Origin of the sequence: Lacibacter luteus (assembly GCF_004118265.1) — a bacterium.
Lineage (GTDB): Bacteria > Bacteroidota > Bacteroidia > Chitinophagales > Chitinophagaceae > Lacibacter > Lacibacter luteus.
Map to the genome: position 1 here is coordinate 104,164 of NZ_SDHW01000006.1, position 20,922 is coordinate 125,085.

Annotated in this window: 22 protein-coding genes; 7 read left to right on the plus strand and 15 right to left on the minus strand. The window is 40.9% G+C overall.

The features are described from left to right. Positions 1-211: 211 nt before the first annotated feature. The 5 genes from ESA94_RS17100 to ESA94_RS17120 form a co-directional block, all read right to left on the minus strand. On the minus strand, positions 212-661 hold the full coding sequence (locus ESA94_RS17100; protein WP_129132159.1) for a GNAT family N-acetyltransferase: 450 nt from the start codon (positions 659-661) through the stop codon (positions 212-214). Continuing rightward, positions 658-1,506 (minus strand): prephenate dehydrogenase, encoded by an 849-nt coding sequence (locus ESA94_RS17105; RefSeq protein ID WP_129132160.1) that lies wholly within the window; start codon positions 1,504-1,506, stop codon positions 658-660. The genes ESA94_RS17100 and ESA94_RS17105 overlap by 4 nt, the downstream gene beginning before the upstream one ends. Positions 1,507-1,522: 16 nt before the next feature. Beyond that, positions 1,523-2,671: a pyridoxal phosphate-dependent aminotransferase gene (locus ESA94_RS17110; RefSeq protein ID WP_129132161.1), complete on the minus strand. Its 1,149-nt coding sequence runs from the start codon at positions 2,669-2,671 to the stop codon at positions 1,523-1,525. Positions 2,672-2,757: 86 nt separating this feature from the next. Further along, positions 2,758-3,582, minus strand: a complete 825-nt coding sequence (locus ESA94_RS17115; RefSeq protein ID WP_129132162.1) for a prephenate dehydratase — start codon at positions 3,580-3,582, stop codon at positions 2,758-2,760. Between the two features lie 391 nt (positions 3,583-3,973). Continuing rightward, on the minus strand, positions 3,974-4,165 hold the full coding sequence (locus ESA94_RS17120; protein ID WP_129132163.1) for an entericidin: 192 nt from the start codon (positions 4,163-4,165) through the stop codon (positions 3,974-3,976). A 143-nt stretch (positions 4,166-4,308) separates the two neighbouring features. Between ESA94_RS17120 and ESA94_RS17125 the strand changes: the two genes are divergently transcribed. Together ESA94_RS17125 and ESA94_RS17130 are read left to right on the plus strand one after the other, a co-directional pair. After that, positions 4,309-4,875, plus strand: a complete 567-nt coding sequence (locus tag ESA94_RS17125) for an RNA polymerase sigma factor (protein ID WP_129132164.1) — start codon at positions 4,309-4,311, stop codon at positions 4,873-4,875. A 1-nt stretch (position 4,876) separates the two neighbouring features. Beyond that, positions 4,877-5,974: a S1C family serine protease gene (locus tag ESA94_RS17130; RefSeq protein WP_129132165.1), complete on the plus strand. Its 1,098-nt coding sequence runs from the start codon at positions 4,877-4,879 to the stop codon at positions 5,972-5,974. An 81-nt stretch (positions 5,975-6,055) separates the two neighbouring features. On the opposite strand, the gene ESA94_RS17135 is transcribed toward ESA94_RS17130, so the two are convergent. The 6 genes from ESA94_RS17135 to ESA94_RS21615 form a co-directional block, all read right to left on the minus strand. After that, entirely contained in the window at positions 6,056-6,514 is a 459-nt protein-coding gene (locus tag ESA94_RS17135) for a DUF3276 family protein (protein ID WP_129132166.1), read from the minus strand. 110 nt (positions 6,515-6,624) lie between these two features. Next, entirely contained in the window at positions 6,625-8,445 is a 1,821-nt protein-coding gene (locus tag ESA94_RS17140) for an ABC transporter ATP-binding protein (RefSeq protein ID WP_129132167.1), read from the minus strand. A gap of 115 nt (positions 8,446-8,560) precedes the next feature. Then, positions 8,561-8,989 (minus strand): CBS domain-containing protein, encoded by a 429-nt coding sequence (locus ESA94_RS17145; protein ID WP_129132168.1) that lies wholly within the window; start codon positions 8,987-8,989, stop codon positions 8,561-8,563. Positions 8,990-9,081: 92 nt separating this feature from the next. After that, the gene (locus tag ESA94_RS17150) at positions 9,082-9,576 is read right to left on the minus strand and encodes a cupin domain-containing protein (protein WP_129132169.1); all 495 of its coding nucleotides are present in this window, start codon (positions 9,574-9,576) and stop codon (positions 9,082-9,084) included. Positions 9,577-9,677: 101 nt separating this feature from the next. Further along, the gene (locus ESA94_RS17155) at positions 9,678-10,154 is read right to left on the minus strand and encodes a hypothetical protein (protein WP_129132170.1); all 477 of its coding nucleotides are present in this window, start codon (positions 10,152-10,154) and stop codon (positions 9,678-9,680) included. A 149-nt stretch (positions 10,155-10,303) separates the two neighbouring features. Continuing rightward, positions 10,304-10,741 carry a YqaE/Pmp3 family membrane protein gene (locus ESA94_RS21615; RefSeq protein ID WP_205756004.1) on the minus strand — a complete coding sequence of 146 codons (438 nt, stop codon included), beginning with the start codon at positions 10,739-10,741 and terminating at the stop codon, positions 10,304-10,306. A gap of 182 nt (positions 10,742-10,923) precedes the next feature. Here ESA94_RS21615 and ESA94_RS21495 point away from each other — a divergent pair, with 182 nt between their 5' ends. The 3 genes from ESA94_RS21495 to ESA94_RS17170 all read left to right on the plus strand — a co-directional run bounded on the left by ESA94_RS21495 (position 10,924) and on the right by ESA94_RS17170 (position 11,656). Continuing rightward, on the plus strand, positions 10,924-11,085 hold the full coding sequence (locus ESA94_RS21495; RefSeq protein ID WP_164972780.1) for a hypothetical protein: 162 nt from the start codon (positions 10,924-10,926) through the stop codon (positions 11,083-11,085). Between the two features lie 77 nt (positions 11,086-11,162). After that, positions 11,163-11,393, plus strand: a complete 231-nt coding sequence (locus ESA94_RS17165; protein ID WP_129132171.1) for a hypothetical protein — start codon at positions 11,163-11,165, stop codon at positions 11,391-11,393. After that, the gene (locus ESA94_RS17170; protein WP_129132172.1) at positions 11,378-11,656 is read left to right on the plus strand and encodes a type II toxin-antitoxin system RelE/ParE family toxin; all 279 of its coding nucleotides are present in this window, start codon (positions 11,378-11,380) and stop codon (positions 11,654-11,656) included. Before ESA94_RS17165 ends, ESA94_RS17170 begins: the two co-directional genes overlap by 16 nt. Before the next feature lie 342 nt (positions 11,657-11,998). On the opposite strand, the gene ESA94_RS17175 is transcribed toward ESA94_RS17170, so the two are convergent. Both ESA94_RS17175 and dnaK read right to left on the minus strand, forming a co-directional pair. Next, the gene (locus ESA94_RS17175) at positions 11,999-12,979 is read right to left on the minus strand and encodes a DUF4062 domain-containing protein (RefSeq protein ID WP_129132173.1); all 981 of its coding nucleotides are present in this window, start codon (positions 12,977-12,979) and stop codon (positions 11,999-12,001) included. Between the two features lie 50 nt (positions 12,980-13,029). Then, positions 13,030-14,934, minus strand: coding sequence for a molecular chaperone DnaK (gene dnaK / locus ESA94_RS17180; RefSeq protein ID WP_129132174.1), 1,905 nt, complete (start codon positions 14,932-14,934; stop codon positions 13,030-13,032). Between the two features lie 628 nt (positions 14,935-15,562). On the opposite strand from dnaK, the gene ESA94_RS17185 reads away from it, so the two are divergent. Continuing rightward, positions 15,563-16,222, plus strand: coding sequence for a YdeI/OmpD-associated family protein (locus ESA94_RS17185; protein WP_129132175.1), 660 nt, complete (start codon positions 15,563-15,565; stop codon positions 16,220-16,222). A gap of 174 nt (positions 16,223-16,396) precedes the next feature. Beyond that, positions 16,397-17,659: an aspartate kinase gene (locus tag ESA94_RS17190; RefSeq protein WP_129132176.1), complete on the plus strand. Its 1,263-nt coding sequence runs from the start codon at positions 16,397-16,399 to the stop codon at positions 17,657-17,659. Between the two features lie 2 nt (positions 17,660-17,661). On the opposite strand, the gene ESA94_RS17195 is transcribed toward ESA94_RS17190, so the two are convergent. Together ESA94_RS17195 and ESA94_RS17200 are read right to left on the minus strand one after the other, a co-directional pair. Next, a complete protein-coding gene (locus ESA94_RS17195) occupies positions 17,662-19,641 on the minus strand; it encodes a T9SS type A sorting domain-containing protein (RefSeq protein ID WP_129132177.1) in 1,980 nt (659 codons plus the stop codon). Positions 19,642-19,706: 65 nt separating this feature from the next. Continuing rightward, positions 19,707-20,879: a L,D-transpeptidase family protein gene (locus tag ESA94_RS17200; RefSeq protein ID WP_129132178.1), complete on the minus strand. Its 1,173-nt coding sequence runs from the start codon at positions 20,877-20,879 to the stop codon at positions 19,707-19,709. Positions 20,880-20,922 lie beyond the last annotated feature (43 nt).

A 20,922-nucleotide genomic window follows, 5' to 3' on the forward strand; every position in this document is an offset into this window, starting at 1 on the left:
AGTTTTATGTTGCGAACACTTGTTCTGCTATTAAGCGTTCGTTGCGTCGCACTCTTGTGCGTTTTGTAATTCTATTCATCTCACCCACCCCTTTCAATCTCTGTTCATGTTTTGCACTCTGTTGCCCCTCCAGGGAGGGGATGAACACTCTGCTCACTCATTACTGATCGTTCATCATTCATCATTCATATCCTAAATCATACATCCTACATCATAAATCCCTCATCATCGCTTTAAATCTTTGTTCCGTCATTTCAAACTTGATCTCTCCTTTTCCATACACACCTGTTTCAATCCATCCTTGCTTACGATAAAATGTTTCTGCTCTTGTACCCGGACTTGTACTTAACCAAACCGTTTCATTTGTTTGTTCGAAATACCAATTCATCATCAGCTCATGCAATTGTTTGCCGATGCCTCTTGCTTCCACATCGGGGTTTACAAACAACGCCCAGATATTATGATCCACTAAATCAGCAATGGCAAAACCAACAACTGAACCACCGATCGTACACACCCATCCTTTCCCACGCTTTGTAATGTATTTTTCCACATCAGCATCGGTTACCAAAGCCGGGTTACTCAATGTGTTTTCTTTTACAGCATTGCGTACAACCTGCATTTGTTGAATATCCTGTATGGTTGCTTCACGAAAGATCATTTAAGAATCCGTTTGATATTATTCGCATGTTCAATCAATCCTCTCAGCTCAGGTTCATTGCTCTGTTCAATTTTATCTCTGAACTTTTTCAGCTGTTCAATGTGCTCATTCAATACATCCAGCACATTTTCTTTGTTCTGCAAAAAGATGGGCACCCACATGGCAGGATTACTTTTTGCCAAACGCACCGTGCTTTCAAAACCTGCACTCGCCATTTCGAAAATCGCATTGTCTTCTTTCTCTTTTTCCAACACTGTATTTGCTAATGCAAACGAAGTAATGTGCGAAATATGACTTACATACGCTGCATGCAGATCATGTGCTTTCGCTTCCATACTCAGCAAGTGCATACCTATTTTTTTATACATCGCTTTTGTCCACTCCAATGCATCAAGATCACTGTCACCTTCATCACAAATGATCACGGCTTTATTTTCATATGCGTTACGTACTGCTGCGGCGGGGCCGCTATACTCCGTACCCCACATCGGGTGCGTTGCAACATATCGTCCACGTTTTGGATGATTGGCAACAGCTTCCGTTAATTGCGATTTGGTTGAACCCAGATCAATCACAATTTGATTTTCTACTTTATCAAGGATCGATGGTAACAGTCCCACCATTTTATCAACGGGAAAAGCCAGTATCACTACTTCGCTTTGTGCAATGGCTTCCTCCAATGGTAAAACTTCATCTACCAGTTCCAGCTCTATTGCTTTTGTTTCGTGTTCTTTGCTGGCATCTACACCAATCAATCGTGATGAGATCTTTTTCTCATGCAGACGAATGGCGAGTGAACCACCAATTAATCCCACACCAATGATTGCAATACGTTTACGTTCCATTGTCAATTATCAATTATCATTTTTTAATTCGGCTGATTGCTTCTTCAAACCGTTCAACCGGTGCACATAAGCTGATGCGGATATACCCATCACCTGCATTACCAAAAATGCCGCCCGGTGTTATAAATACATTGCTGCCATACAACACTTCATCGCTCACTTCGTAACCTGTTTTGTACTTCGCAGGAATCTTTGCCCATACAAACATCCCCACCTGCTCGGTTGAATAAGTACAGTTCAGCAAATCGAGTAATTCAAATACTTTTTTACGACGTTCACGGTAAATTTCATTTACGCCATCGTACCAATCTTTACCAAGGCTCAATGCTTTTGCTGCAGCTAACTGCAAAGGCAAAAACATACCACTGTCCATATTGCTTTTAAAACGCAGCACTTCATCAATACGTTCCTTTGCTCCACTCAACATACCCACTCTCCAGCCGGCCATATTGCTCGATTTACTCAATGAGTTTAATTCAAGTACACAATCTTTTGCACCATCAATGCTTAATAAACTCATCGGGTTTTCATTCAAAATAAAACTGTAGGGATTATCATGAATAATGAGGATGCCTGTTTTCTTTCCAAAAGCAACCAATTGTTCAAACAGTTTTTTATCAGATGCTTGTCCGGTTGGCATTTGCGGATAGTTCACAAACATCAATTTCACTTTTGAAAGATCGCTTGCTTGCAATGCTGCAAAATCAGGAGCATAATTGTTTTCTTCTTTCAAATCATAATCAACACAAACACCACCAGCTAACTTCACTGCGCTTCTGTATGTTGGATAACCTGGGTTGGGCACCAACACTTCATCAGCTTCGTTCAAATACGTCATACAGATATGCATAATGCCTTCCTTACTTCCAATGAGTGGAAGAATTTCTGTATCAGCATTCAACTCCACATTGTACCAGCGTTTATACCAATCGCTCATGGCCTTGCGCAACACAAGTGAACCTTTGTACGATTGATAGCCATGTACATTCGGTTTCACACTTTCTTCCTGCAATATTTTAATTACATCAGGATGCGGTGGCAGATCAGGACTACCAATACCAAGATTAATGATCTGCTTACCCTGCTTGTTCAGTTCTTCTATTTCACGCAGCTTTTGTGAGAAATAGTATTCACCAATGCCATCCAATCGTTTTGCTGTTTGCATATACTGTTCAACTTTCGTTTATCTTTTATTTAATCAACCTTTTTGTGCCGCTGCCAAGTCTTCCTTTCAGGGGAGATTTAGAGGGGTTAAATTGTTTTTCCGTTTTTATAAACACCATATATCTTCAACTCAACTGTTGAAGGTTTAATTGCTTCAATCACTTTATGAAACTGCTCAATGCTGTCAAACTCCATATCAGCATGAAAACTGTATTTGAAATCGGAGCCGGGAATGGGAAAGCTTTGCAGCTTGCTGAGGTTAATACCGCCATCAGCAATTTTTCCCAACACCCTTGCCAAACTTCCTTTCGAATGATCGGTCACAAAATTCACCGATGCTTTATTCGCCTGTTCAATAGAACCATTTTGTTCACGTTGCAAAATGAGGAAACGTGTATAGTTGTTCTTCATGGTTTGAATACCGGGAGCAATTACATTCAATCCATATAATTCAGCAGCGAGTTTACTTGCAATAGCAGCAATATGTTTGCTCTTGTGCTGGTGAATATGTTTTGCACTCAACGCTGTATCTTCTGTTTCAACCAGCTTCCATTTGTATTTATCCAGAAAGTCGTAGCACTGCTGCAAAGCCATGGTATGCGAGTGCACTTCTTTAATATCTTCCAGTTTTACACCTTGGTTAACGATGAGGTTTTGCTTGATGTGCAGGTACACTTCGCCCACAATGACCAGGTTACTTTTCTGTAATAAATTGTAGTTAGGTAAGATGCTGCCGGCAATGGAATTTTCAATCGCCATCACTGCACCATCACTTTCTTTTTTGTTAGCGCCGATCTTTACCACTTCCCTGAATGTTGCACAGGGAATTACTTCTACATCCTTTCCAAAGAATTGCCTTGCCGCTTCCTGGTGAAAACTGCCTTCGTAACCTTGTATTGTAACTTTCGCCATAGTCTTAAATGACGAATCCCGGCTTTTGAGCCGGGATTCTTTATGTTGTTTTGTTCTGTTATCAGTTCTGTTTCAACAAAAGGAAGCCCGGCTTCATTCTAAAATAAAAGAAGCTAAAATAAAAGAAACCGTATGCTCTGTTTGTTGTCATGAGAGTCAAATGTAGACAGGGTTTTCTATAAAACAAGCGTTAGCCGTAAAAAAAATCTGCGCAATCGATCATTCTGTTTCAAAAAGCATGTGTGTTCGATAAGGTCATAAAACGAAAAAAGCCATTCCAGGAATGGAACGGCCGTTAACGATTGCTTGCCATATGAAAGATTTATTTCGGTCTCATCACTCCCCGGCAAGCTGGGATTGTTCACTCTTCACGGTGAGCCGAAAGCTGAAATTACTTCTTAGTTGTGTCAGCTTTAGTTGTATCAGCAGCAGGAGCTACAGTTGAATCAGTAGCAGTTGAATCAGTAGCTGGAGCTACAGCTGGAGTATCTACTGCAGTTGAATCTGTAGTAGCTGCTTTTTCACCTTCATTGTTACAAGCTACAAAACCGAGGATAGCGAACGCTAATAAAACCTTTTTCATTCTTTTTAAATTTTTAAAAGTTTAAGATAATTATCGAGGATTAATACCTGTACCGAAAAAAGGTAACCCGACTTTTTTAAAAATTTTTTTTGGCCTTTCTTTGGGTTACAATTTGTCCTTTTTGGTATTAAAACAGAGAAATAGTGAAACCTGAGATTAACGAATCGGAATTACTGGAAGGCTTGGCCCGGAACGACAGGAAGGCGGTAGAAACCCTTTACAGGCTGAATTACAGCATGGTACAGGCGTTTATCCTGAACAATAATGGTACAGCAGACGATGCAAGAGATGTTTTTCAGGAAGCCATGATCGTTCTTTATGAAAAGGCCCGGGATGGTTCGCTGGAGCTGAACTGCCAAATTAAAACCTATGTTTATTCGGTTTGCCGAAGACTTTGGTTAAAGCGTTTACAGCAACTTCAGCGTTTTGGCGCCCCGGTTGAGAGCCTGGAAGAAACTGTTCCGGTGGAAGAAGAACTGGAGGACCATGAACGGAAGAACGAAGCCTTTGGCGTTATGGAAAAAGCACTCTCCCATTTGGGCGAGCCTTGCAAAAGTTTACTTGAATCCTACTATATCCAGAAAAAACAGATGCTTGACATTGCCGCTGAATTTGGTTATACCAATGCCGACAATGCAAAGAACCAGAAGTATAAATGCCTGATGCGGTTAAAGAAATTATTCTTTGCACAATATAAAAAAGTGGACTGAGATGGATGAGATTTTACTTTTAGATGCAACGGAACGTTACCTCAACGGCGAAATGAACGCCGAAGAGAAAGCTATGTTCGAGCAACTCCGCCAAAGCAACCAGGAGGTTGATCAAATGGTGGTGGAGCATACGTTCTTTCTGCAACAGTTTGAGCGCTATGGTGGTCTTCGTGAAATGAAACATACGCTGCACGATGTGCACAACCAGCTGATGCAGGATGGTGAAATAAAAGAAGAAGTATTATCGGGCAGCGCCAAAGTGGTAAACTTATGGAAGCGTTACAAACGCACCATTACCATTGCAGCTTCTATTGCTGGTGTTACTGCTCTTTCAATCAGCAGCATGACGCTTTTAGTTGCACCAAAAGGCAACGAAAAAGCGCTTACCGAGTTAGGTAAAAAAGTAAATCAACTCGAAACAAAATACCGACAACAGGATCGTAAGCTTGATAATGTTATCAGCAAAATAAGTCCTGATATCGTTATTACCGGTATTGGTTCTGCATTTTTGGTTGATGGTAAGGGTTACCTGGTTACAAATGCCCATGTGGTAAAAAATGCCAAAGGTGCTTTCGTATCAAACAACAAAGGAGCAGAGTTTAAAGCGCAGATTGTAAAGATTGACGAGGAACGAGATATTGCTATTTTGAAAATAGAAGATAAAGATTATAAAGCAACCGCTACGTTACCTTACAGCATCCGCAAATCTTCTACAGCAATAGCTGAACCTATTTTTACATTGGGTTATCCACGTAACGAAATTGTTTACGGCGAAGGTTACCTGAGTGCCAAAACAGGCTTCAACGGCGATACGCTCAGCTGCCAGATTGCAGTTGCAGCCAATCCCGGAAATAGCGGTGGGCCTGTATTTAACCGTTTTGGAGAAGTGATCGGTATCCTCAGTACCAAAGAAACAAAAGCAGATGGCGTTGTTTTTGCCATTCAGTCGAAATATATTATCGATGCAGTAAACGAATTGAAGAAAGCAGATTCTACTGTTGATCTGAAGCTTACTTCTAAGTCATCTTTAAAAGGAATGGATCGTACACAACAGGCGAATAAAGTATTAGAATATGTGTACATGGTGAAAGTGTACTAATAACTTTTTAGCTGACTTCAACATAAATGAAAAGCCCCGCAAATGCGGGGCTTACTTTTTATCAGTCGGTTTTGATTCTTCTTACCATTTGTCAACCTCTTCGTTGGCGAGGTTGTCGCCGCTTGCTGCAGGCACTTCTTCAACTGCGGCAACAGGAGCGGGGGCTGGTGCAGGAGCTGCTGCTGCAACTGGTGCTGCTACAGTTTCCTGTACATCATTATTATAATCACCATCACCACTTGAAGGAGCATCTTCGTGGTTAAATGCATCGAAATCGAAATCGGGCATTAACTCGGTTTTCACATAATCTACTGCCTCATTCAATCCTTTAATAAACTTGTTGAAATCTTCTTTGTAAAGAAAAATTTTGTGGCGATCGTACCCTTCTCCGGTAAAGCGTTTACGGCTCTCCGTAATTGTGAGGTAGTAATCATTGCCACGGGTTGATCTTACATCAAAGAAATACGTTCTTCTCTTTCCGGCACGGATCCGCTTGCTGTAAATACTTTCCATGCGTTTGTCATTGTTTTCGTACGCCACAGTTTTTAGGTTTTAGTTGTCAATGCTTATTTTCAAACAGCGACAAAGATATATTTCTTTTCGATTTGGCAAAATTTTCCAGAAAGCCCTGAAACACTTGATTTTCACTATCAAGAAACCGTTTCTTCCAGTTGCTGGCGGTTGTATAAATCGGCATACAATCCTTGCTTTTGCAACAGTTCTTCATGGGTTCCCTGTTCGGCTATAAACCCATCATCCATTACCAATATTCTATCGAATTGGAGGAGTGAGAAAATGCGATGCGTAATTACGATCGCTGTTTTATCTTCCAGGTAAGTGGCAAGGTGCGTAAGAATTTCTTTTTCGGTGCGGGCATCTACAGCATTTAAACAGTCGTCGAGTATAATTAAACCCGGATCCTTAATTAATGCACGGGCAATGGAAATACGTTGTTTCTGTCCGCCGCTTAATGTAACACCCCGCTCTCCCACCATTGTTTGGTATTGTTCGGGAAACGTTTGTATATCCCGATGAACAGATGCTGAAGTTGCTGCATTTCTAATCGCTTCTTCATTTTCGTTACCGCCACCGAAAGCGATGTTGTTTGCAATGGTATCACTAAAAAGAAATACTTCCTGTGGTACATAGCTTACCTGTCGTCGATAAGCCTGTAAAGCAAGATCTTTTATCTCCGTTCCATCAATACGTATTACACCGGCCACAGGATCGTAAAAGCGTAAAAGCAATTGTGCGATTGTGGATTTACCCGAACCTGTTCGGCCAATCAGAGCGATCTTCTCTCCTTTCTTGATTTGTAAATTAAAATTACTCAGCGCTTTTATCCCGGTATGCGGATAAACAAAGCTTACGTTTTCAAATTCAATATTTCCCTGCAGCTCAATTTCTTTACCTGTTTCAGTAACGGGTATTGTAGATTTCGTTAATAAAAATTCGTTTAACCTACGCTGTGAGGCTGCAGCACGCTGGATGGTGCTTGCCACCCAACCAATGGCACTTACCGGAAATGCAAGCATGGTGAGGTACATAATAAATGCGGCCATGTCGCCAAAGTTGATCTGGCCATTCATATATTTTAAACCGCCTATCAATACCACAAGAATGGTGCTGATGCCGATAATTAAACCCATGATGGGGAAATAGATGGCTTCTACTTTATATAAAGCGGTTGCGCTTGTACGGTAGTCTTCACTGTTTTTTTCAAAAAAACGCAGCATGGCTTTTTCCTGTACAAACGATTTTATTACACGAATACCTGAATATGATTGCTGAGCATTGGTGGTAAGGTCGGAAAGTTTTGCCTGTACCTCTTCGCTCTTTTTATTAATAATGTTGTTTACATAATAAATGGCAATTGCAAGAATGGGCAATGGCGCCAACACGTACAACGAAAGTTCGGGGTTCTTCTTCACCATATAATAAACACTCAGCCAAATGAGTGCAATAAGGTTGATGAGGTACATAATAGCCGGACCTGTATACATCCGCACACGGCTTACATCTTCGGCCATACGGTTCATCAGATCGCCTGTTTCGTGTGTTTTATAAAAATTGGTGTCGAGCTGCAGGTAATGTTGAAATACTTCGCTTTTCTGATCGTATTCAATATGGCGGCTCATAACAATAATCGTTTGCCGCATCAGAAACATGAAGAAACCTCGCAGTATGGCAAACAGCAGCAATACCAACCCAAACAAGGCTACAATACCTGTAAATGAAAATTTGAATTGCTCGATCCATGCAATGGTGATCGTAACGAGCCAATCGTTCTGCTGTACAATTTTTTCCTGTGCTGCATCGGTTAAATGCGCCTGTACTTTATCAATGATATAACCCGTAACCTGGGGTGCAAGCACAGCAAAGTAGTTGGATATAAAAATGAAAAGAATGCCCAGTATTAACCGCCACCTGTACTTCCAGAAATATTTATTGAGATGCGAGAGTTGCTTCATGCGTGGGCAAAGGTACAAAGGGAATATCTACAGCATGGCCGTTCATCAAATGAAAGATGACATTAACAACCAACAACTGTAAACAGTATATGGCCTGAAACAATCTTAAAGCTTACTACGACTGAATATAATTCTGCAGCTGCTCAATGGTTTCTTTTTGCGACAGAATGGTTTCCGTTACCACATCGGTAATTGAAATAATACCGCAAACATGATCGTTATCGAAAACCGGCAGATAGCGGATATTGCTTTCGCTCATAATATGCATACAGGTTTCAATGGAGTTATCGGGAGTAATGCGTGGCAAGCCTGTACTCATAATATCCTTCACCAGAGTTTCGGCCGATGCTTTTCCTTTAAGAATTACTTTGCGTGCATAATCACGTTCGGTCATAACACCTAAGTACTCGTCATTTTCCATCACCATTACCGAACCGATATTTTTATCGGCCATTAATTGCAATGCCTGTAATACCGGTAAGCCGGGTTCAACAGAAATAATATTTGCGCCTTTGCGTTGCAGTAAGTGTGCTACTTTTCTCATAGTCCCGGTTTTTGTTTGCATTAAATTACTGAAATAAAAAAAGATGTGCGTTAATGTCGCACATCTTTTTTTATTGTAAACACAAAAAATAATTACCGTCCGAAATCGTCCTGCAAACGAACAATATCTTCTTCGTCTGATGGGTTTGATGGATCGGTATGTTGCCAGATTTCGGCAATAATACCCCAGCCACTTAATCCAACTAAACGGTGGCGTTGACCTTTGTTTAAAACAATAATATCGCCGGGTTCGAAATGCTCTACTTCTGTTTGCTCATCTGTTTCGCTCATTACAACACCTACTTCACCTTCTACCACACGCCAGATCTCTGCACGGCGAAAATGATATTGCCATGAAAGACGTTGCTCGGGGGCCACACATAAAATTTTTGGGCTTAATTTATTTCCCAGCATCAGGTCTTCTTTCTTGTATGTAGGAAAATATTCCTCAATAAATTTATCTGCCTGGCTTTCGTCCAGTACAAAAAAACCACCCCATGGGCGTGTAAAGTCGAAGGTATTAATGCGGAAACCGTTGGCTTCGATAAGTTGTTTCTGTTGTTCTAAAATCGATAGTTTGTCGTTCATTTTTTTCTGATTGGACGTAAAAGTAAAACACGGTTTCATGCAAACAAAAAAAAGGCGCTCAAATTGAGCGCCTTTTATACAAACTTAATAGAATTCAATCATTACACGACGTAGATTAAAATAGCAACTGCAACCCAAATTCCAAAACCAATCCATGCCGATTTTCTTGCTATTTCTTTATCATTTTTAAATGCGAGATAAACAATTAAAACGCCAATCAAACCCAAAAAGAATCCCAAAGCAGCAGCACCCCAGTTAAATGAACCGCCAGCTGCTCTTTTTGCCACTTCCATCATATTCACATCATGGCCCTTCTTAAGCTCCTTTTTAACTTCCCGTTGAACAATTTTTAAAGCTATTTTCTTTGAAAGAGTCATTTTCTGACCTGTTATTTCAGAAAACTTAGCCGGCGTTAGTGCTGCAAACGTTTTTGCATCTATTTGTGCCAGCATTTCTACATTGGAAGATTTCCCTGCTTTCGCATTATCTGTAACATCAACAGGAACAGAGATAATACCGGCTGCATTAGAAGAGATGCTGATAACTACAGCCAAAAGAACGATGATTAACTTTCGCATACTGAGTTTAATTTTTGGTTAATAGATAAACTAAAAATAAGTAATTAATCAGAACAGAACTACCGGGAGTTTGTAAGTTTCGCTGAGGATGTGTATGCTTAAAAAAAAGGCCCTCAGAATTGAGAGCCTTTTTTTTATTTATTCGCCGATTAATAATAATTCTTCATTACTACCAATGCATGAATAAGACCGGGTAACCAGAAGAGGAATGTAAGTACCAGGTTAATGATCCATGTACTTCCGCTCCAGTTGTCCATTACGCCCATTGCGATCCATGCCAGACCAAAAATGGCTAAAACAATGTACAGGCCTTTAGGAATTTCGCCACCTGCACGTTTTGCTTTCTTCTGTGCCATTTTCAAAGCCATTTTTTGAGCAAACGTCATTTTCTTACCAGTCATTGCTTTTACTTTTTCGGGAGTAAGTGACAGGAAGGCTTCCATGTTAGAAGCTTTTACGTTTGCAATTGTTGCTTCAACACCTGCTTTCGCATTGTCTGTAGCATCAACAGGAACAGAGATAATACCGGCTGCGTTAGAAGAGATGCTGATAACTACAGCCAGAAGAACGATGATTAACTTTCTCATAGTGAGCTTTAAATTTTTGGTTAATAAGCGGCAAAATAGCAAAAAGCTGCAAATAAAAACAACCACATAAACATGTTGCGTAAAACAGCGGATAAACGGTTGTTATTCCTGTATAAATTGATGGCAAGCTTCTGCTTTTCTATTTAGCTTGCTTCCCTTATCTTCGCAAAAATTTTTAACGCATGGAAAAGAAATCTTCTGCATTAAACTGGATCTGGTTCTTTGTTTCTGTAGCTGCCTGTATTATTATGTATATGGTTCCCGGTTTAGGCCTGGCTAACTACATTACGGCAACATTCCCGTTTATCTGCTATTTCTTTGTAAAAGCGTTAGATCTTATTTAAGTTAAGCTTACATTCAATATAGATGGCCCGTTACAATTTGTGACGGGCTTTTTTGTAAATTTATACAAACGACTAGTATGCCTACTGTTAAGGAAAAACTCCATTCACTGGTTGATGCCTGCTCCAATGAAGCACTGCTGGAAGAAATAAAAACCTTGTTAGAAAGCTCCGGTGCTGAGGATTGGTGGAACGACCTCAGTACTACCGACCAAAATCTGTTGCTGGAAAGCGAAGCGCAATACGAGCGGAAAGAGTTTACCACACATGCCGAACTGATGAAACGTTTTGAGGAATGGAAAAAGAAATAGTCTGGACCAAACAGGCTGAAGCTGATTTTTGGGATATTGTAACTTACCTCAAAGAATGTTGGCCACCTGAAGTGCTGACCCGTTTTGAAAAAGCCCTCCTTGTAAAAACGCAACTTCTCCAAAAACAACCATCTATCGGTTTCAAAAGCCACAAACACTCACGCTTCCGAAAAACCTTTGTTACGAAGTATTACGCCATAATTTATACAGTAAAGAAGGAGCAGCTTGTTATACTAAGAGTTGTGCATGTACGGATGAAGTGACGCTGATTTTATCAATTTTAAATATCAGGCACAGGAAGCTTACGCACTTTTTCCAACGCCTCATTCCTGCGCCAGTTTCCTGAAATTTAAGATGCCGAACACTTGGACTAGTTGTGATTTAACCAGTTTTCATCTCAAGCACAGGAAGCTTACGCAATTTTTTTCAACGCCTCATTCATGCGCCAGACTTCTGAAATTTTAAGATACCGATGTACTTGGACGATTAGGCGAGTGCCGCAGCCCCTGCACACATATCTATCTGACACTTCGCCTTGGAATGTATAGTTAGGTTCACTCGGCTGAGAAGGAAAGTTAGAACAAGACTACGGATAGCTGGGAAATCTAAAATGGTAGATCATCAGAAATAGTTGGATTCGGCTCTTCTAAAGGAATAATTTCGTCTTGAATTAATGAAGGATCCCAAGAATCTTCAGTTACAACTTTAAGTTTACCAAATTCGTCAAACAGTGATTTATGAACCTTAATTATATAATCCTTTTTAAGAGTATGCCGTCTATTTCGCCATAAATAAATATCCAAAATTTCGGTATAATCCTCAATTTTAAACCCTCTTGCATCAAGCCATGTATTAAGTTCCTGAACATTAGAAAAAATAACTTTATACTTAACGCCTAATATTTTTTTCATCCGCTCGATAGCAGGATGATTACTCAACAAAATCTCTTTTATAACACTTTCGTTTCCCTTTTTTTCTTCCGTTATGTAAGTTACAAGTTGATCAAGCGTCTTGGCTGTATTCTCTAATCCTTTAATCAAATTGACCTCTGTTACACGTGTTTCTTCCTTTAAAAATCGCTGAAATAATCCAGCCCATTGTTCTCTCAAATAAAGCACAATATCTTGAGCAGTTTCAAATTGATGTATGGTGTTGTTTTGCGGTAGTTTCTCTATTTCTTCGATGAACTTGAAAATTTGAATATTGTCAGTAAACCTATATCTAATAGTTTCATTTTCTTTATTTAACAGGTAAGTTTGATGTTCTGAATAGACATTTTTATCAACAAAAACATATACTTGTTTACCATTTTCTAAAGCTGTTTTAATTTCCATTTGTGTAACTGAATAATCTCCATGCTGACTGTTAGAGCCAAACCTTCCTCCTATAATTGCAACAAGCATATCTATCACACTAACTTCCCTATAACAATACTCTTCTAATCCCTCATCCTTCCCATATGGAATATTACCCGTTTCATGACGTACAGATTCATAACCCATTTCTTTGATAAATCGATCCAAATCTGCCCTGATTTGACGTAAATCAAAAAATGTAGAACTAATAAAAATTCTTGGTTTAGCCATATTATAAAATTAAAAAAGCCACCTAGAAGGTGGCTTAAGATAAAAAATCACTACTTCACTTCTTCAAACTGCGCATCTTCCACATTGTCGCCAGCAGCACCGGCGCTTGCTCCGGCTCCTGCATCAGCACCCGGTTGTGCGCCTTGAGCATCCTGTGTTGCTTTGTACATTTCTTCGCTGGCTGCAGTCCATGCTGTGTTCAACTCAGTCATAGCAGCATCAATACCTGCAAGGTCCTGTGCTTTGTGTGCATCTTTCAGTTTGGTAAGACCCGCTTCGATCGGTGCTTTTTTATCGGCACCAATTTTATCGCCATATTCTTTCAACTGCTTTTCTGTTTGGAAGATCAAACTATCTGCCTGGTTGATCTTTTCTACTTTTTCTTTTTCTGCTTTATCTGCAGCTTCGTTGGCCTTCGCTTCGTTCTTCATCTTTTCAATCTCATCTTTGCTTAAACCACTACCAGCTTCAATACGGATTTTTTGTTCTTTACCAGTGCCTTTATCTTTTGCACTTACGTGTAAGATACCGTTGGCATCAATATCAAATGTTACTTCAATCTGTGGAACACCACGTGGAGCTGGTGGAATACCATCGAGGTTAAACATACCCAAGCTCTTGTTATCCTTACTCATCGGACGCTCACCCTGCAATACATGAATTTGTACACCAGGTTGGTTATCGGCCGCTGTTGAAAAGGTTTCACTTTTCTTAGATGGAATGGTTGTGTTACTGCCGATCAGGGTTGTCATAACACCACCAAGTGTTTCAATACCGAGGCTCAGTGGAGTAACATCGAGCAGCAATACATCTTTCACTTCACCGGTTAATACCGCACCCTGGATAGCTGCACCTACTGCCACCACCTCATCAGGATTTACTCCACGATTTGGTTTTTTGCCGAAGAATTTTTCAACAATCTCTTGCACTTTCGGGATACGTGTACTACCACCCACCAAAATCACTTCATCTATTTCGCTGATGCTCATGCCTGCATCTTTCAATGCTGCTTCGCAAGGACGTAAGCAACGTGCAAACAGGTTATCGGCCAGTTGCTCAAATTTTGCACGGCTCAGTTTAAGTACAAGGTGTTTGGGAACACCATCCACTGCTGTAATATATGGGAGGTTGATCTCTGTTTCGCTTGAAGAAGACAGTTCCACTTTTGCTTTTTCAGCAGCTTCTTTCAAACGTTGTAAAGCCATCGGGTCTTTACGCAGATCAATATTTTCCTGCGATTTAAATTCATCAGCCAACCAGTCGATGATCACTTTATCAAAATCATCACCACCAAGGTGTGTATCACCGTTAGTAGATTTTACTTCAAACACGCCATCGCCCAATTCGAGGATAGAGATATCGAATGTACCACCACCAAGATCGAATACTGCGATCTTCTGGTCCTTGTGTTTTTTATCGAGACCGTAAGCCAACGCTGCAGCTGTAGGTTCGTTCACAATACGACGAACATTCAAACCTGCAATTTCACCAGCTTCTTTTGTTGCCTGGCGCTGTGCATCGTTAAAGTAAGCAGGCACGGTAATTACCGCTTCTGTTACTTCCTGGCCCAGGTAATCTTCAGCGGTTTTCTTCATTTTCTGAAGCACCATTGCCGAAATTTCCTGTGGCGTGTACAGTCTGCCATCTATGTCAATACGAACGGTATTATTGTCACCTTGCGATACTTTGTAGCTCCAATGTTTGATCTCTTCGCCCACTTCGTCGAAACGACGACCCATAAAACGCTTTACGGAGTTGATGGTGTTGATGGGGTTTGTGATAGCCTGACGCTTTGCAGGATCGCCCACTTTACGCTCGCCGTTTTTCAAAAAAGCCACTACCGACGGGGTTGTACGGCGTCCCTCGTCGTTTGCAATTACAACAGGCTCGTTTCCTTCCATTACCGAAACGCAGCTGTTTGTTGTTCCTAAGTCGATTCCTATAATCTTGCCCATGATATGGATTGTTTTTAAGTTCTCTAACAATACTCAATGATAATGCCATGAGGGGCTTAGGTGAAAAAATGGCAGAGATTGGGTGTATGGTTGAGGGCTTAAGGTTAAAGGGAAGAAGCAGATCGACTGCTGTTTTCCCTATGCCTCCCACCTTCTGCCCTACTGCGTTCATTTGTTGGGGCTCTGAATTGTTTGCAGGCTTCATCTCCTGTCCGGGCTGCTGCGGGGTTCCGTGCCCCACTTCACCCACCTTCGCTTTCAGCATCGGTGGGGTTCGTTTCGCACCGGGCCCTCCGCATCCCGCAGCCCTTGAACAGTTGAATCTTTTTTCAGCAATTGCTGACCGATGACTGCTCACCCAACGGGTGACTGCTCATCTCCACACTTGAATCTTTTTTCATCAAAGCTGTCTGACGTTTTCAACGTCCTGACAGCAACATTGCAATGCAGCAAAACATATCGCCCCTCCGGGGCTCAAACAACAATCATTTAATCAGCTACTAACATTTTGCTCCTACGGAGCAAGGCAAACTTCATCACTCTTATTCCTCAATAAGTTAATTTAGTAATGTAGTTTACATTTCAACAATCAGAAATCATACACCCGACATCATAAATCAGACATCACATGCCGACTTCTCTTGCCCAAAAACTCAGGATCAAAGAAAATTTTTCATTACTCACCATCAATGCCCCAAAAGGTTTTGAAAAGAGTCTCGGTAAACTACCTGCCGATGTAGCAATCGTCAGCACCGGTAAACAATACAACCAGGTACATTGGTTTGTGCTTAACAGAACACAGATGGAAAAAGAAATGAGTAAGGTGATGAAGCTACTGAAACCTGATGTAACGATTTGGGTTTATTATCCCAAAGGCACATCGGGCATACAAACCGATCTTACACGAGACAAAGGCTGGGATTGTTTACTGGCCGAAGGCGATAAGCTGACATGGATCAGTCTCATTTCCTTTGATGATACGTGGAGCACATTTGGCTTCCGCCCCAAAACCGAAGCTGATAAAAAGAAAGAAGCTGCACCCAAAGTGCGGGAGATATTTAATTGGGTGAACCCAACTACCAAAGAAGTAAAGCTGCCCAATGATCTTGCAACAGCTCTAAAGAAAAATAAAAAAGCAACCGAGTTCTTTCAAACGCTTTCGTTCACCAATAAGAAAGAATATATTGAATGGATCGTTACTGCCAAGCAGGAGAAAACAAGAACTGAACGTGTTGAAGGAACGATTGAACGATTAAGTAAGCAATGGAAGAATCCGAGAAATATTTAGTGTCAGGACGTCGGCAGACGTCAGACACGTTTCAATCATTCTTTTAAATTAACCGCTGTCAGGGTTTACAACCGCTGACAGGGTTCCGTCACTCCCTATCTTTGTCCCTCATTTGATATTGAACGTTCATTCAATTTTCAAATTTTCAAATCAACAAATTTTCAAATTCTCCCCATGCGTGTGTTCAAATTCGGCGGTGCCAGCGTAAGTAACTATGAAAAAGTGCAGAACCTTGGCAATATCATCAAACAGTTTCCCGATGAACAATTGATGATCGTTATTTCGGCCATGGGCAAAACCACCAACGCACTGGAGAAAGTAGCCGAAGCTTTTTTTGCAGGAAAAAAAGAGGAAGCATTACAACTTTTCCGTGCGGTGAAACTGCTGCACCTCGATGAAGCAAAGTATTTGCTGGTTACACACTTCAATCCATTAATGGAACAATTGAATGATTTCTTTACTGAAGTGGAATGGCTGCTGCACGATCAACCGGTACGTGAATACGATTACTATTACGATCAGATCGTTTGCGTGGGTGAATTATTAAGCACGGCAATTGTAAGTGCTTATCTCAACGAAATCGGCATCGCTAATCAATGGATCGATGTGCGTGATGTGTTCCGCACCGATGATAATTTTCGTGATGCTGCCATTGATTATTCGTTTACACAGCAGCAAGTAGATGCACAGGTAAAACCACTGTTCAGCAAACAGCGCATTGTTGTTACGCAGGGCTTTATTGGTTGTACCGATGAAAATGAAAGCACCACGCTTGGTCGTGAAGGAAGTGATTATACTGCAGCCGTGTTTGCTTATATGCTCGATGCAGAAAATGTAGCCATCTGGAAAGATGTAAAAGGTGTAATGAATGCTGACCCTAAATTATTTGCCGATGCACAATACATCAGCGAACTGAATTACGATGAAGTGATTGAAATGGCATTTTACGGTGCACAGGTCATCCATCCAAAAACAATTAAGCCCTTACAGAATAAAAATATTCCGCTGTATGTAAAGTGCTTTGCTGATGCAAGCTTACCCGGCACCGTTATTCATAACAACCCGGTAAAAAATCTGCCACCGATTATTGTTGTTAAACAAAACCAGGTATTGCTGGAACTGCACACTAAAGATTTTTCGTTTGTTGGTGAACAACCAATGAGCGATCTGTACGAGATGATGGCTAAGCTCCACATTAAACCCAACCTTATTCAAACACATGCAGTGAGTTTGCAGTTGTGTCTGGATGATCGTCCGGATAAAGTAGAGAAATTAGCGTTGGCTGCATCAAACGAATTTGATGTACAGGTGGAGAAAGGATTGACACTGCTCAGCATTCGTCACTACAATACCGAAACGGTAGAAAAATTAACTGCAGGAAAAACAATTGAACTGAAACAGCAAAGTGCATCAACAGTACAGATGCTGTTGTTGTAAGGTTATTGCCGGATGAGTTTTGCAATAAACTGCTGACCATTGTTTACTAAACGTATTTGATAAATACCTACCGGCAATTGTTTCAACGAAAGTTCTAAAATTGTTTGAGAAGGTTGAATAAGTATTTCCTGTTGCAGCAATTGTTTTCCGTTAACATCTGTAATTGCAATAATCGTTTTCCCTTTTGTGTTCACAGGCAACTGAACAGTTACTTTATCGCTAACAGGATTTGGATAAAGGTTGAATGATGCATTTTTAGCCGCATCAAAAAATAAATGTTTCGAATACTGGACAGCGCCGTCTGATGCAAAAAGTAATAACCGATATGTAACAGGCGCAGCATTAATTTCATCAACATAAAAACCATTTTCTACCGGCAACTGTTGTTCAGTAACAGAAATAAATGCCCCATTTCCTGTTTTCTTTTCCAATACCACTTTCTTCACCTGTTCAGCATTTATTAATGACCAGTTCAATTGAATAAGCTGATTGTTACGCTTACCTGTAAACTGTTTTAGCAGATCAAGCGGAAGAATAGAACAGTTGATGCTGATATTTCCCTGCGGAGCAACATAGCCCGATTGTATAAGACCGTTTGAACCTGCAACTGCACCATTTGCCGAACCTTCGCAAGGTGGATTGTGCGACGGAGCGTTTTTGATAATACCACTTGCACCACCGGTTACATTTGTTGTAACTGTACCGGGTAACGATCCGCTCGACCAAATAACACCACCGCCTCCGCCACCACCGGGACCGGGGCAGGCATTCTGAAATCCTGCATTACTTCCATTTGCTCCACTTGCCTGTACTGAAAGATTACCCGAAAAGTTGGAGACATTCAGAATTACAACACCACCTGCGCCACCACCTCCGCCGCCATCACCTGCCGCTTCTGTTTTAACAGGCAAAACAGGATTAACACCCTGGGCTCCGTTTGCAGAAATTGTATATCCGTTTCCGGTTAAAGTGGCCGCTTTAATAAAAACAATACCTCCCCCGTCACCACCAGGGGTTCCTTCACCTATTCCTGTTGCAACATCATAAATGTTATTCATTTCGCCACTACCGCCGCCGCCGCCGAGAAAAATTTTATTGGCTGTACTCGTAGCAGTAACCGAAGCAGGGTACCCATAAGAATTAAGAGCAACACCACCTAAACCTACAGTGTTGGCACTACACCAAAATGAATTACTTTTTTGTCCTCCATTTCCGCCTGTGCCATAGTTACTTCCTCCACCCCCACCTGTATTATCTACATTCGCTCCTCCTCCTCCATTTGATTGTTTGCCCCTTCCGTATTCTCTGCTGGAAATATAATAGGCAATCCCCTCACCTTTTGGAGAGCCACCAAGATTAGAGCCTGATGATTGTGCCAATGAATAATAATAGGCTGTTTCTTCTCCGCATCTGTCTGTAGTATTTACAAAAAGTCCACCTCCTTTAAATCCTGCACTATCGGCACTTATTGCTGCATTGAGTGTAACGGTTCCTGTTGCTTCCAAAGCAATAACACCGCCTGTTTCGGTAGCAGGATCCCATTCGCCTGCTCTTAGTGTACCGGTTACTGTAACATTGGTATACACAGGCACACGCACAACCTGCACACTTGAAACATCATAAGTATGCAGTAAGTGATTGCTTAAAACAATGGTGTTATTTAAAAAACCGCAGATGGATGAAAACTCATATTTGCCTGCATTTCCGATAGATGTAATATTTCCAAAAGAAGAGTTATCGGTTGATGTAATAGAAGCTCCTTTCATTTGAATGATCAATACACGATCTCCTGATGCAAGTCCTGCAATACTTTGTAACGTAATTCCGGAATAAGACTGTGAATTGTGAGTGCCGTAATAAATAATGGCTGTTGGCTCGTAATAACTGTTGATAACACCGGATATAGTTTGCCCTCCGCTTTTTTGTGGGATTAAAAAAACAGTTAGAGATAAGCAAATTAGTATGGGCCAAACGGGTTTCACGTGGTTTCGTTATTTCCACAGGGTCCGAGGCTCTACAAAAATGGAGGTAATGGGTACGTAAGATATTACAAATCTTCGGGAGCTACAATATTCAGATTCTGTACAAGCTTTGTATTTACAGGTTGATCGCCTTTTAATGCAGGCTGCCATTTTAATTCCTGTTCAAATTTTTGCTTGATCACTCTGTTTAATTCGGTGTAGCCACCACGGATAACAGTTGCCAATGCAGTGTTACCGTTTTTATCAACAATGAACTCAACCTGTACCGACATGGAGCTATTACCATTCAACATGGGTACAAGCGATTGACTAAGATTAAATAACCAACGCTGCAAAGCAGCATTGCCATCTTTATAAAAAGGAACACGGTCTACTTTTTCTTCCAATGCCCAGGCAGCATAAGGATTAACGGGATTATTGGTTTCTATTATTTTTATCCGTTTAACCTTAGGCGTTTCGGGGTTGGTTGAAACAACATATTGCCCGTTTTTAGCAATGAGTACTGTTGGCAGCTGATGTGTGTCTTCAAAATACTCATATGCATCCTGTATCTGTGCTGCAAACTTTTGTACTTCTGTTTTATTCTTTGCCCGCTGCATTACCTGCTCCATTGATTTTTTACTATCGTAACGTGCAGGAAAAATATGAACGGGAATAAAATCCTGACCCTGATCTTTTACAACCGATGCGAGATAGTACACCTGTTCAATTAAGGAATCGGTAAGTGGTAAACAACCGATGGTTACACAGTTACCATGAATATAAATATCGCCACCCGGTTTGTTTTGATCGCTGAGAATTGCATCGGAAACATTGGGATAATTTAAGCCAAGTGCCAAATGGTAGTTACTGTTAGGCTTAAACTCATTGATATAATAAAATCCTTCGGGAATCTGCTTATCGCCTTCTTTACGCTTAGGGCCGTAGGTGCCGGAAGTAGCGCAAACTTTGTACACTTTAAAAAGTTCGAAGGTTTCGCTCCAATCGTTCTTTAACCAAACTTCCAATTGCTTTTCGTGTTTGAACGAACGGATGTACATGTATTTCGCCGGCCACTGAAAACCTTTTTCTCTCAGTTCTTTCCGCAGCGAATCTTCTACACGTGAAAAAATACCTGCGCCTTTAAAATTGCGGGCTGCTGTAACGGTAGCATTGCTACCCTCGTAGGGAGATTGTGCAAAAGCGACTGATAATGCCGCTGTAAAAGTTACGATTAAAAAGAGGCCTTTGTTGAGCATACTGGATTTTTAATGAACGTCCGTCACACAAAAATATTTGAAA

Bases quoted from the DNA above. Each gene is read 5' to 3' on its own strand.
- ESA94_RS17100 (WP_129132159.1), bottom strand. From the start codon at position 661: ATGATCTTTCGTGAAGCAACCATACAGGATATTCAACAAATGCAGGTT.
- ESA94_RS17105 (WP_129132160.1), bottom strand. From the start codon at position 1,506: ATGGAACGTAAACGTATTGCAATCATTGGTGTGGGATTAATTGGTGGT.
- ESA94_RS17110 (WP_129132161.1), bottom strand. From the start codon at position 2,671: ATGCAAACAGCAAAACGATTGGATGGCATTGGTGAATACTATTTCTCA.
- ESA94_RS17115 (WP_129132162.1), bottom strand. From the start codon at position 3,582: ATGGCGAAAGTTACAATACAAGGTTACGAAGGCAGTTTTCACCAGGAA.
- ESA94_RS17120 (WP_129132163.1), bottom strand. From the start codon at position 4,165: ATGAAAAAGGTTTTATTAGCGTTCGCTATCCTCGGTTTTGTAGCTTGT.
- ESA94_RS17130 (WP_129132165.1), top strand. From the start codon at position 4,877: ATGGATGAGATTTTACTTTTAGATGCAACGGAACGTTACCTCAACGGC.
- ESA94_RS17140 (WP_129132167.1), bottom strand. From the start codon at position 8,445: ATGAAGCAACTCTCGCATCTCAATAAATATTTCTGGAAGTACAGGTGG.
- ESA94_RS17145 (WP_129132168.1), bottom strand. From the start codon at position 8,989: ATGAGAAAAGTAGCACACTTACTGCAACGCAAAGGCGCAAATATTATT.
- ESA94_RS17150 (WP_129132169.1), bottom strand. From the start codon at position 9,576: ATGAACGACAAACTATCGATTTTAGAACAACAGAAACAACTTATCGAA.
- ESA94_RS17155 (WP_129132170.1), bottom strand. From the start codon at position 10,154: ATGCGAAAGTTAATCATCGTTCTTTTGGCTGTAGTTATCAGCATCTCT.
- ESA94_RS21615 (WP_205756004.1), bottom strand. From the start codon at position 10,741: ATGAGAAAGTTAATCATCGTTCTTCTGGCTGTAGTTATCAGCATCTCT.
- ESA94_RS21495 (WP_164972780.1), top strand. From the start codon at position 10,924: ATGGAAAAGAAATCTTCTGCATTAAACTGGATCTGGTTCTTTGTTTCT.
- ESA94_RS17165 (WP_129132171.1), top strand. From the start codon at position 11,163: ATGCCTACTGTTAAGGAAAAACTCCATTCACTGGTTGATGCCTGCTCC.
- ESA94_RS17170 (WP_129132172.1), top strand. From the start codon at position 11,378: ATGGAAAAAGAAATAGTCTGGACCAAACAGGCTGAAGCTGATTTTTGG.
- ESA94_RS17175 (WP_129132173.1), bottom strand. From the start codon at position 12,979: ATGGCTAAACCAAGAATTTTTATTAGTTCTACATTTTTTGATTTACGT.
- dnaK (WP_129132174.1), bottom strand. From the start codon at position 14,934: ATGGGCAAGATTATAGGAATCGACTTAGGAACAACAAACAGCTGCGTT.
- ESA94_RS17185 (WP_129132175.1), top strand. From the start codon at position 15,563: ATGCCGACTTCTCTTGCCCAAAAACTCAGGATCAAAGAAAATTTTTCA.
- ESA94_RS17190 (WP_129132176.1), top strand. From the start codon at position 16,397: ATGCGTGTGTTCAAATTCGGCGGTGCCAGCGTAAGTAACTATGAAAAA.
- ESA94_RS17200 (WP_129132178.1), bottom strand. From the start codon at position 20,879: ATGCTCAACAAAGGCCTCTTTTTAATCGTAACTTTTACAGCGGCATTA.